The organism is Streptomyces sp. NPDC051041 (assembly GCF_044456065.1).
Taxonomy (GTDB): Bacteria; Actinomycetota; Actinomycetes; order Streptomycetales; family Streptomycetaceae; genus Streptomyces; species Streptomyces glaucus.
Window position 1 is genome coordinate 15962 of the sequence record NZ_JBITFM010000032.1, and the last position, 10702, is coordinate 26663.

At 71.9% G+C, this 10702-nt stretch carries 9 protein-coding genes; 6 read left to right on the top strand and 3 right to left on the bottom strand.

The features are described 5' to 3' along the window. Positions 1 to 153: 153 nt before the first annotated feature. Both ACIBAI_RS28455 and ACIBAI_RS28460 read right to left on the bottom strand, forming a co-directional pair. Complete coding sequence (locus ACIBAI_RS28455; RefSeq protein WP_399038638.1) at positions 154 to 861, bottom strand: phosphatase PAP2 family protein; 708 nt, start codon at positions 859 to 861, stop codon at positions 154 to 156. A gap of 222 nt (positions 862 to 1083) precedes the next feature. Then, positions 1084 to 2085 carry an NlpC/P60 family protein gene (locus tag ACIBAI_RS28460; RefSeq protein ID WP_399038639.1) on the bottom strand — a complete coding sequence of 334 codons (1002 nt, stop codon included), beginning with the start codon at positions 2083 to 2085 and terminating at the stop codon, positions 1084 to 1086. A gap of 571 nt (positions 2086 to 2656) precedes the next feature. Between ACIBAI_RS28460 and ACIBAI_RS28465 the strand changes: the two genes are divergently transcribed. The 6 genes from ACIBAI_RS28465 (at position 2657) to ACIBAI_RS28490 (ending at position 9881) form a co-directional block, all read left to right on the top strand. After that, a complete protein-coding gene (locus ACIBAI_RS28465) occupies positions 2657 to 2965 on the top strand; it encodes a hypothetical protein (RefSeq protein ID WP_266399602.1) in 309 nt (102 codons plus the stop codon). A 242-nt stretch (positions 2966 to 3207) separates the two neighbouring features. Then, positions 3208 to 4038 carry a hypothetical protein gene (locus tag ACIBAI_RS28470; RefSeq protein WP_399038642.1) on the top strand — a complete coding sequence of 277 codons (831 nt, stop codon included), beginning with the start codon at positions 3208 to 3210 and terminating at the stop codon, positions 4036 to 4038. Then, entirely contained in the window at positions 4028 to 5386 is a 1359-nt protein-coding gene (locus ACIBAI_RS28475; protein ID WP_399038643.1) for a hypothetical protein, read from the top strand. The genes ACIBAI_RS28470 and ACIBAI_RS28475 overlap by 11 nt, the downstream gene beginning before the upstream one ends. Next, entirely contained in the window at positions 5383 to 6939 is a 1557-nt protein-coding gene (locus ACIBAI_RS28480) for an SCO6880 family protein (RefSeq protein ID WP_399038645.1), read from the top strand. Before ACIBAI_RS28475 ends, ACIBAI_RS28480 begins: the two co-directional genes overlap by 4 nt. A 13-nt stretch (positions 6940 to 6952) precedes the next feature. Further along, positions 6953 to 8362 carry an ATP-binding protein gene (locus tag ACIBAI_RS28485; RefSeq protein ID WP_344601484.1) on the top strand — a complete coding sequence of 470 codons (1410 nt, stop codon included), beginning with the start codon at positions 6953 to 6955 and terminating at the stop codon, positions 8360 to 8362. A 13-nt stretch (positions 8363 to 8375) separates the two neighbouring features. Beyond that, positions 8376 to 9881 carry a type IV secretory system conjugative DNA transfer family protein gene (locus tag ACIBAI_RS28490; RefSeq protein WP_399038647.1) on the top strand — a complete coding sequence of 502 codons (1506 nt, stop codon included), beginning with the start codon at positions 8376 to 8378 and terminating at the stop codon, positions 9879 to 9881. A gap of 89 nt (positions 9882 to 9970) precedes the next feature. On the opposite strand, the gene ACIBAI_RS28495 is transcribed toward ACIBAI_RS28490, so the two are convergent. After that, on the bottom strand, positions 9971 to 10516 hold the full coding sequence (locus ACIBAI_RS28495) for a GNAT family N-acetyltransferase (RefSeq protein WP_399038649.1): 546 nt from the start codon (positions 10514 to 10516) through the stop codon (positions 9971 to 9973). Positions 10517 to 10702: the final 186 nt, after the last annotated feature.

The window sequence follows — 10702 nt, forward strand, 5'->3', positions numbered from 1 at the left end:
GGCCGCCCGGTCCGGTCCCCCGCACCCCCGCGCCCGGCCCCCGGGGGCCGGGCGGCCCCCCCGGGGGGGGCCCCCCGCCCGCGAGGGGGGGGGGGGGGGCGGGCCGCCCCGCCCCGCCTCCTCATCCGCCCGCGGGAACCGCGGGAGCCCGCCTCAGGCGGCCAGATCACGCTCCTCGGCCCCGGCCGCCTCCCTGCGCGCTCCCGGGACCAGGGCGTCCCGCCCCGCGTACGCTCTTCCCCGCGCCCGGACCAGCCACCCCGCCCTCGGCGACCGCTCGACGGCCTTCGCCACCGGCGTCAGCAGGGCCATGGCCGGCGGCGATAGCAGCAGCGCCACCGCCGTGCCGAGCGCGAAGCCGCCCACGACGTCCGTCGGGTAGTGCACGCCCATGTAGACCCGGCAGAACCCTTCCAGCAGGGCCAGCGCGATCCCGGCGACACCGAAGCCGCGGTGGACCACGAAGAGGGCGACCCCCATCGCCATGGTGATCGTCGCGTGGTCGCTCACGAAGGAGTAGTCGGTCTTGCCGGCCACGAGGACGTCCAGGCCCTGGTGGTCGAGGAACGGCCGCCGCCGCTCGACGAATCCGCGGATCGGCACGTTGACCAGGACCGCGACGCCCGCCGCGAGCGGTGCCCAGACCAGTCCGGCCACCGACGAGGCGGTCTCCTCGCCGGGCCGTCGGCGCACCGACCACCAGCACCCCAGCACCAGCAGCACCAGGGCGAGCAGCAGTCCGTACTCGCCGACGAACTCCATGACCCGGTCGAACCAGTGCGGCGCGTCCTTGGCCAGGCCGTTGATGTCGTAGAGCAGCTCGACGTCGGGGTTCGACCCGGATGCGGCGAGTCCAGCCATGGTGCTGCTGCCCCTTCGTCCTCTTCCGTCGGCGCGCCCGGTGCGCGCCGCTCCTGCCACCCCCGTGGTGTAGATCCGCTTCCGTGTCCAGACGTCCGCTCGGCTACGTCAACAGGAACGCACGGCCTTCGTCGATACGTTCCACCCTCCACGGAATGATCACGTAGACGTTATCGAAGAGAGATACATCGTCGCAGCTCAGGGGATGGGTTCACGCTCGGTTCACACCCTGGTGGGGAGCGCTTTCGCGCCATCTTCGGTGACCCGGGTGGCCCCGAAGTAGTCCGGGGTGTCGATCGGATCGAACCGGATGACCGCGCCCGTGCGGGGCGCGTCGATCATGTACCCGCCGCCGACGTAGATGCCCACGTGCCGGATGGCGCGCGAGTTGGTGAGGTCGTCCGAGAAGAACACCAGATCGCCCGGGAGCAGTTCGTCCCGGTCGGGGTGCGGCCCGGCGTTGTACTGGTCGTTGGCGACGCGCGGCAGCTCGATCCCGACACTGGCGTACGCGGCCTGGGTCAGCCCCGAGCAGTCGAAGCGCCCGCCCTGCTCGGCGGTGCCGGTACCGCCCCAGAGGTAGGGCGTGCCGAGCTTCTTCTGGGCGTAGTTGATGGCCCCGGCGGCCTGCTCGGAGGGGTCGACCCGGCCGACGGGCGCGGCGAAGCTCTCGGCCAGCGTGGTGATCCTCTTGACGTAGTTCTGCGTCTCCTCGTACGGCGGCACGCCCCCGTACTTGATCACCGCGTAGGCCCCCGCGTTGTAGGAGGCCAGCATGTTCTCGGTCGGGTTCCCGGCCACGTCCTTGACATAGGAGGCGAGCGTGCAGTCGTACTTGGCCGCCGAGGGGATCGCGTCCTTCGGGTCCCACACGTCCCGGTCGCCGTCGCCGTCGCCGTCGATGCCGTGCGCGGCCCAGGTGCCGGGGATGAACTGCGCTATCCCCTGCGCCGCCGCCGGGCTCTGCGCCCGCGGGTTGAAGCCGCTCTCCTGGTACAGCTGGGCGGCCAGCAGGGCCGGGTTGATGGCGGAGCAGAGGTTGCCCCACTTCTGCACGAGATCCTGGTACGCGGCCGGCACCGCCCCCTTGGCCAGGGCCTTGACGCCGCCGCCGACGCCCCCCGCGAGGTTTCCGGCGACGAGGTAGACGCCGACGACGAGCAGCATCACGAAGGCGAGCCCGGAGCCCACGACCGCGGTCCCCACGATCCATGCCTTACGCATCGTCAACCGCTCCTCATCGTCCGGGAGTCCGTCGCCGTCGTCAGTGTAGGGGCGGCTCGCGCGCCACGGAACGATCACGTGCGCGGCGGGAACGCCCTCCGGCCACCTCCCGGCACGGCCGCGCGGCCCGGACCGGCCCGGCCCCCTCCCGCGGCCCGCCGCCGCGCCTCTGAGCCCGCGTCACCCCGGTCCCGCGTCACCGGCGGGCGCCGTCGGCGCCGGGTAGCCTTCACCCCGGTGCACGGACGCGGCCGTTCACCCGATCAACCGTCAGAAAGCGACCACAGGCCGTAGAAGGGGACAACGACGGAACCGTCCGACAGGTTTCGCCGCCACCTCATTGCCCGGCGTGACCTGCCGTGATACACAGAGTGACCATAAGGCCCTTCTTGTTCCCCGTTCCGCGCCTCCCCGAGCGGCCGGCGCGGACAGGTGGCAAGGTATTCGTACGAAACCCGCCCACCAATGACGCCAAGTCGACATACGGCAGCGGCATTGTCGGCGAGAATGAGCCTGACCTCTGCACGACCGCAGAGGACGCGGAACTACCCAACCAGGGGCGGTGACTTACATGCTCTTTGCGGCCGACAAGGGAGACATCAACACCATCATCGGCGGGATCGCTCCGGACTGGGGCCCCTTCGGCAGCCTGGGCAACGAGGCCAAGGTGATGATCGAGGTGGTGATGGCGGTCGCCATCCTGCTCTGCCTCGCCATCGCCATCTGGGGCGCCGCGAAGCAGCGCATCGGGGCCACCGCGCTCCGCGACACCTTCAGCGCCGAGCAGGGCAAGGGCCTGATCATCGCGGGCCTGACCGGCGTCTTCATCATCGGCTCGCTCGGCACGCTCTTCACCATCGTGTACGGGATGGCCGTGTAACCGGGCCACCGGCGTGCCCGGCGCGCGGCGCACGGTCGGCATCGTCAGTCCGTCAGTCCCGTCCGGGCACGCCCGGCTCCCCCTCCGTCCCACCCGCCCGTCGTGCCCACCGGCTGAGGTTGCGTTTCCCTGATGTCGAGTCACCACACCGCGCCCGCGCGGGAACCAGCACGGCTACCGTCGTACTGCTACGGCATTCGGTACGCGGTGTTTCCGCACGACGTCGAGGGGGCGCACGCGGCATGAGTCTCGGGGACGAGCACGAGGCCTCCGGCGGCTACGGCGGCACGGGGCAGACACGGACGCGGCTGCCCGACACCGGCGCCGACCTGTACGGCGGCGCGCGGCGCGCCGGCCGGTCGTCGTCGCGCAGCCTGGTCACGGTGGTGGGCGTGGTGGTCCTGCTCATCGCCGCGATCGCCTTCGCGAACCGCGGCGGGGACGATGCGTCCACCGACGGCGGCACGGGGGAGAAGCCGGAGGCGGCGGCCACCGCGCCCTCCGGAAGGCAGCCGGTGCGGACGAAGGCGGACGGGATCCCGACGGGCTTCGCCCGCGACCGGCAGGGAGCCCAGAGCGCGGCGGCGAACTACGCCGTGGTGCTGTGGTCCGACCGGATGCTCAACGCCGGGGAACGCCACCGGATCCTCGAGACCACCGCCGACCCGAGCGCGCTGGACCGCCTCAGGTCCGGCTTCGACGCCAACTACTCGGCGGACTTCCTCGAGAACGTCGGCCTCGACGAGGACGGCAACGCCCCCCGGGGGAAGACGCTCGTCAACCGCACGCTGCCCGTCGGCACCAAGGTCACCTCGTTCAGCACCGCCACGGCCACCGTCGAGGTGTGGTGCAACGGCCTGTTCGGCCTGGCCGGCGAGGACTCCAGGACCCCGGTGACCAGCGGCTGGTTCACCGTCACCCTCAAGCTGAACTGGCGCGACGGCGACTGGAAGATCCTGGAGGCGAGCCAGCGGACCGGCCCGACCCCCATCACCGGAGACGACCCCGTCTCGGGCGCCGAGGAGATCGGCGAGGCTGTCAAGGAGTTCGGAGGCTTCACCTATGCGCGCTGACCGGCACCGCGTGCTCCAGCTCACCGGCCTCGTGGCCGTCGCTCAGGCGTCCGCCGTCCTGCTGGCCCAGGGCGCGCTCGCCGCGCCCACGCCCACGCCGACCCCCACGCCGACCCCCACCCCCACCCCCACGCAGAGCTTCGACTGCTCCCTGCTCGCCCCCGCGGCCAGGAAGCACTGCGAGGAGCGCGGCGGCTCCGACGGCGGCGGTTCCTCCGACGGTCCGCTCGACCCCACCTCCGCCCTCGACCCCCTCTCCTCCCTCGCCAAGGGCTTCGCCAAGGCCGCCTCCTGGACCGTCGACCAGCTCAGCACCGCCGTCGAGGACACCGCGAGCGTCGACTTCACCAACTTCACGTTCCTGAAGCACTACGCGGTGGTCTTCGCGGCCTCGACGATCCTGACGCTCCTGCTCTGGCTGCTGGCGGTGGCCAAGAGGGCCGTCCGGGGCGTTCCGTTCGCGACGGCCCTGTCGGAAGCCGTCGGGTTCCTCTGGCTCACGGTGCTGGCCTCGGCCTTCACACCGCTCATCCTCTACACGGTCGTCTCGGCGACCGACGCCGTCAGCGACGTCCTCGCGCAGGCCACCGGCAACCAGACGGACGCGTTCTTCGGCACGTTCTCCGAGGCCCTCAGCAAGGGAACCGACATCGGCGGCGGCCCGATCATGCTGATGCTGGTGTCGCTGGTCTCCATCGTCGCCGCGGGCGTCCTCTACCTGGAGCTGTACCTGAGGGCGGTACTGCTGTACGTCGGCGCCCTGCTCGGCGTCGTGGTCTACGCGGGCCTGGTGGACAAGGACCTGTGGGGGCACGTCCGCCGCTGGGTCGGCATCATGATCGCGATCATCCTCGTCAAGCCGGTCATCGTCATCGTCCTCGGCCTCGCCGGCGCCCTGTCCGCCGAAGAGGGGCCGGACTCCCTGGCCGCCGTCGTCTCCGGCCTCGCCATCATCCTGCTCGCCATCTTCGCCTCGGCGATGATCTACCGCTTCGTCCCCGGCTTCGGCGACGAGATCGCCGGCTCCCGCAACAACCGCATCATGCGGAACGCCGAGAGCAAGGCCGCCGCCGTCATCAGCTCCCCGGCCACCATGGTCGCCCAGGGCATCAAGACCCACAGCTCCCGGGCGGACAACACCGGCGGCCAGGCCGCCGCGAGCTCCGCCCCCCGCCCGACGAACCCCGCCTCCGGCGGAGTCGCCGCGCACAGCACGCGCGCCTCGAGCGGCGGCGGACCCGTCCCCTCCGCCGCACCCGCCCCCCGTTCGAGCAGCCCGGTGAACACTCCGCACGCCAGCAGCACCCGTAACAGCAGTACCAACCGCACGGGAGGTGAAGGGCGTTGACGACCGAGTCCCACGCGTCCCATCCGGTCACGCCCCGCCGTACGTATCTGATCGGCCGCGCCCGGCCGAACGCGATCATCGGCCGGAACCGCGAGACCGGCGAGATCGCGCTCATCGTCGTGGGCGCGTTCCTCGGCATGATGTGCGGGCTCCTCGTCCCCGTCCTGTCCCTGCGCATCGTGCTGCTGGCGGGCTTCCCGATGCTCGCGCTGGCGGCGGTCTACATGCCGTACAAGCGGCGGACGTTCTACAAGTGGTTCGAGATCAACCGCAGCTACAAGCGGACCCTGAAGCAGGGGGCCGTCTACCGCTCCAACGCGATGGAGGCGGGCACCCGGCTCGACGGGCGGGAGGTCGAGATCGGGCCGCCGCCCGGCATCGGCCGCATCACCTGGCTGTCCGCGCCGTTCGGCCCGGACGAGATCGCCGTGCTCCTGCACGCCGACCGCAAGACCGTCACCGCCGCCATCGAGATCGAGGGGCCCGGCGTCGGCCTGCGCGACTCCGAGGACCAGGAGGCCCTGGTCGACCGCTTCGGCACGCTGCTGAAGCACGTCGCCAACGGCGACGGTTTCGTGACGCGGCTGCAGATGCTGGCCCGCACCCTGCCCGCCGACCCCGACGCCCACGCCAAGGACGTCGCCGCCCGCGGCGACGACCGGTCCCCGGCATGGCTGCAGCAGTCCTACGACCAGCTGCTGTCGATGGTGTCGACCAGCAGCGAGCAGCACCGGGCCTATCTCGTCGCCTGCATGCACTACACGCGCGAGCTCGCCGCGGAGGCCCACGCGATGGCGCGGGCGGCCCGCGCGCACGGCGGCCGGGTGGACCGGGACGCCGGGCTCGCCGTCGTCATGGCCCGCGAGCTGACCGACATCTGCTCACGGCTGCAGGAGGCGGACATCCGGGTGCGCCAGCCGCTCGGGCAGAGCCGGCTGGCCTCCCTCATCCACTCCATGTACGACCCGGACCACCCCATCGACCACATCCAGGCGATGAGCAAGCGCAACGCCTGGCCGGCCGAGCTGGACGCCACCGAGCCCACCTACCTGATGGCCAAGACCCGGGAGTCGTCCACCCGCGCCCCCTGGTGCCACGCCACCGCCTGGATCAAGGAGTGGCCGATGACCCCGGTGGGCGTCAACTTCCTCGCGCCGCTCCTCGTCCACACCCCGGACGTCATCCGGACGGTCGCCGTGACGATGGACCTGGAGCCCACCGAGGTGGCCATCGAACGCATGCTGACCGAGAAGACCAACGACGAGGCCGAGGCCTCCCGCGCCGCCAAGATGAACCGGACCGTGGACCCCCGGGACATCGCCGCCCACAACCGCCTCGACCAGCGGGGCGAGGACCTCGCGAGCGGCGCGGCCGGCGTCAACCTCGTCGGCTACATCACCGTCTCCTCCCGCTCCCCCGAGGCCCTGGCCCGCGACAAGCGGACGATAAGAGCCTCGGCCGGCAAGTCGTACCTGAAACTGGAGTGGTGCGACCGCGAGCACCACCGCGCCTTCGTGAACACTCTTCCGTTCGCCACCGGCATCCGAAGGTAGGGGCTGAGTCCTGATGCGGGATCCGCTGTCCGTCCTCACCGAGGCCTTCACGTCCTTCCTGTTCGGGAAGGTCGAGACGACCCGGCTCCCGGTGCGCACCTCCACGGGCCAGGCCCAGGCGGTCTACCTGCCGACCGCCGCGCCCGGCCTCGGCGACTCCGGCGTCATCATCGGCCGCGAGGTCTACTCCGGGAAGGGCTACATCTACGACCCCTTCCAGCTGTACGGCCAGCAGCTGCCCGCCCCGCACTGGCTGGTCCTCGGCGAGTCCGGCAACGGCAAGTCGGCGCTGGAGAAGACGTACGTGCTGCGCCAGCTCCGCTTCCGCGACCGGCAGGTCGTGGTGCTGGACGCGCAGGGCGAGGACGGGGTCGGCGAGTGGAACCTGATCGCGCAGGAGCTGGGGATAACGCCGATCCGGCTGGACCCGATGGCCGCCCTGGACCACGGCATCCGGCTCAACCCGCTGGACCCGTCGATCACGACCACCGGCCAGCTGGCCCTGCTGCGGACCATCATCGAGGTCGCCATGGGGCACGGCCTCGACGAGCGCTCCGGCTTCGCGCTCAAGGTCGCGCACGCCTACGTCAACGCGACCGTCGCCGACCGGCAGCCGGTGCTGTCCGACATCGTCGACCAGCTGCGGCACCCCGAGCCGGAGTCGGCGCAGGCGATGAACGTCGACCTGGACGACGTACGGGCGTGGGGCCTGGACGTGGCGCTGGTGCTGGACCGGCTGGTCGACGGTGACCTGCGGGGCATGTTCGACGGGCCGACGACGGTCGGCATCGACCTGGACGCCCCGCTGATCGTCTTCGACCTGTCCCACATCGACCGCAACTCCATCGCCATGCCGATCCTGATGGCGATCGTCGGCGTGTGGCTGGAGCACACCTGGATCCGCCCCGACCGCAAGAAGCGCATCTTCCTGGTCGAGGAGGCCTGGCACATCATCAACAGCCCGTTCGTGGCGCAGCTGTTCCAGCGGCTGCTGAAGTTCGGACGGCGACTGGGCCTGTCGTTCGTGGCGGTCGTGCACCATCTGTCCGACGTGGTGGACGGGGCGGCGGCCAAGGAGGCGGCGGCCATCCTGAAGATGGCCTCGACCAGGACGATCTACGCCCAGAAGGCCGACGAGGCGCGGGCGACGGGCCGGGTGCTGGGACTGCCGAGGTGGGCGGTGGAGATCATCCCGACGCTGACGCCCGGTATCGCGGTGTGGGACGTCAACGGCAACGTCCAGGTCGTCAAGCACCTGGTGACGGAGACCGAGCGCCCGCTGGTGTTCACCGACCGCGCCATGACCGAGTCGGCCAGCGACCCGGTGGACGACGCCCTGCGCGCCGCCGAGCGGGAGGCGGAGGAGCGGGCGGCGGCCTTCGTGGAACAGCACCTCGGCGACTCGGAATCGACGGTGGCGTAAGGGGGCGGACGGCGTGAGAGCGGACGAGCGGCGCAGCGGCGGCCAGGGCGGCATCCCCGACGGCCTGCTGATCGGCATCCTCGCGTTCCTCCTCGGCATGACCCTGCTGGTGTGGACGGCGACGGGTCTGGCCGGCTGGTTCGCCCACGGCTCCTGGCCCGCCGGCGTCACCTTCACCCGCACCCCTCTGGCGATGCGCCACCTGATGGGCGCGCCGCACGACGTCCCCGGCGCCTGGCCGGACACCCCGGCGGGCGAGCTGTCGGGGTACGGCCTGTTCTGGGGGCTGTTCATCGGCCAGCTGATGGTGCTGCTCGTGCTGACCGTGTTCGTGATGGGCACGGTGGCCCGCTGGCGGGCCGTACGGCTGAGCCGGCGGGCGGAGCTGCGGGCGGCGGCCACCGAGCGGGCGTCCGCGCCACGCCACCACGAGGTGCCCGCGCCAGGCCCTCACGGGACTCCCGCGCCGCACCACCACGAGGTGCCCGCGCCGCGCACGGAGCCGGAACCCGCGCAGTCACCGTACGTCCAGTCCCCGCGGCCGCCCCGGCCCGAGCCGCCCGCCCTCCTGTTCGCCGGGGAACGCCCGGGCGGTGGGGAAAGGATCCTCCTGGGCACCCGGGAGAGCCGCCAGGCCACCGCGGCCCAGGCCGTACGCGAGGCGGAGGGCCCCGTCCTCGTCGTCACCTCCAACCCGGCCCTGTGGGCGGAGACGAAGGACGCCCGCGCCAAGCTCGGCCCGACCCTCCTGTACGACCCCACCCACCTGTGCGACACGCCCGCACGCCTCCACTGGTCCCCGACCCGCGGCTGCGAGGACAAGCAGACCGCCGCGGAGCGGGCGGCGGCCCTCCTGGCACCGGTCCGTCCCACCGCCCGCCTCGACCAGGCCGTCAGCGACACGGCCGCGACGCTGCTGCGCAGCTTCCTGCACGCCGCCGCCGTCGACGGCCGCACGGTCCGCCACGTCCACCGCTGGTGCCAGGGCGCCCAGGTCCAGGACGCCGTGCGCATCCTCCGTACGCACCCCAAGGCGGCCGCCGGCGCGGCGGGCGAGCTGGAAGCCGCCCTCACCGGGCATCCGCAGCGCCGGGACATCGCCCAGGAGCTGACCGGCCGGGCGCTGTCCGCGCTGTCCACGGTCAACGTGCGCGAGGCGTGCACTCCGCATCGAAGTGATGCCCTCGCCCTGGATTCCTTCGCCGCCGAAGGGGGCACGCTTTATGTGCTCGGCGAGTCCATCGAGGACCCCAGGACGAATCCGGGCGCGATGCCCCTCCTGACGGCCCTCGTCTCCAGCGTGGTCGAGCGCGGCCGGCGCATGGCCGAACGGTCATCCTCCGGTCGGCTCGACCCACCAATGACGCTCGTCCTGGACGACGTCGCCGCCGTCGCTCCGCTTCCCCAGCTCCCGGAGCTGCTGGCCAGCGGAGCGGACCGGGGCCTGCCGACCCTGGCCCTGCTCCGGTCCCGTGAGCAGGGCCGCGCCCGCTGGCCGCACGACGAACTGCCCGTATAGCCGGTCGTCCGTGCCTCGGTCGCCGGGAAGCCGCGGGAGGATCCGCGGGAAGCGGCCGTACGCCCGGTCCCGGTGCCGTAGCCCGGACCTCATTCCCTCTCGATCACGAACTCCAGTTCACGCTCTCCGGGACGCTTGGCCAGCGGCACGATCACCCCGCTCGGCTCGAACCCCATCTTGCGGTAGAACCGCAGTGCCCGGCCGTTCTCCTCGTGCACGATGAGCCGCACCCGCTCGGCCCCCGCCGCCCACGCCCACTCCAGGGCCGCGTCGAACAGCACCTCGGTCAGCCCGTTCCCCCGTTCCTCGGGCCGTACGAACACGCCGACCACGTGTCCCTGTTTCCGCTCTACGGGGAACCCGGCCCAGTCGGTCGTCCCCGGCTCCTCCAGCAGCACGGTCAGCGTCCCGACCCAGGTTCCGTCCGGAGCCTCGGCGATGACCTGCTGCGCGCCGGCCGCTCCTTCGGCGACCCTTGCCGTCCGCTCCTGCCAGAAGGAGTCCGGCTTGGCGACGGCCTCGTCGTACGTCTCGAGGAAGGCGAGGTGCGCGATCGGATCCCGCAGCGCGGCGAGTCTCAGTTCCTTCGCGACGGGCCACTCCTCGGCGCGGACGGACCGGATCACATAGTTCATGCGGGCCACCGTAGTACCCGAGTACGACACCGCCCACCTCGATGGGCAGCAGGTCCGCCGGCGACCGGCGGACGGGCCCGCGCCGGCCGTCCGGAAGGGTCCGGAAATGCAGAAAGCCCCGCACCAGAAGGTGCGGGGCTTTCCCACAAATTGTTCGGCGGCGTCCTACTCTCCCACAGGGTCCCC

What these genes read in the sequence shown, in the direction of transcription:
- ACIBAI_RS28455 (WP_399038638.1), bottom strand. Translation starts at nt 861, where the DNA reads ATGGCTGGACTCGCCGCATCCGGGTCGAACCCCGACGTCGAGCTGCTC.
- ACIBAI_RS28460 (WP_399038639.1), bottom strand. Translation starts at nt 2,085, where the DNA reads ATGCGTAAGGCATGGATCGTGGGGACCGCGGTCGTGGGCTCCGGGCTC.
- ACIBAI_RS28465 (WP_266399602.1), top strand. Translation starts at nt 2,657, where the DNA reads ATGCTCTTTGCGGCCGACAAGGGAGACATCAACACCATCATCGGCGGG.
- ACIBAI_RS28470 (WP_399038642.1), top strand. Translation starts at nt 3,208, where the DNA reads ATGAGTCTCGGGGACGAGCACGAGGCCTCCGGCGGCTACGGCGGCACG.
- ACIBAI_RS28475 (WP_399038643.1), top strand. Translation starts at nt 4,028, where the DNA reads ATGCGCGCTGACCGGCACCGCGTGCTCCAGCTCACCGGCCTCGTGGCC.
- ACIBAI_RS28485 (WP_344601484.1), top strand. Translation starts at nt 6,953, where the DNA reads ATGCGGGATCCGCTGTCCGTCCTCACCGAGGCCTTCACGTCCTTCCTG.
- ACIBAI_RS28495 (WP_399038649.1), bottom strand. Translation starts at nt 10,516, where the DNA reads ATGAACTATGTGATCCGGTCCGTCCGCGCCGAGGAGTGGCCCGTCGCG.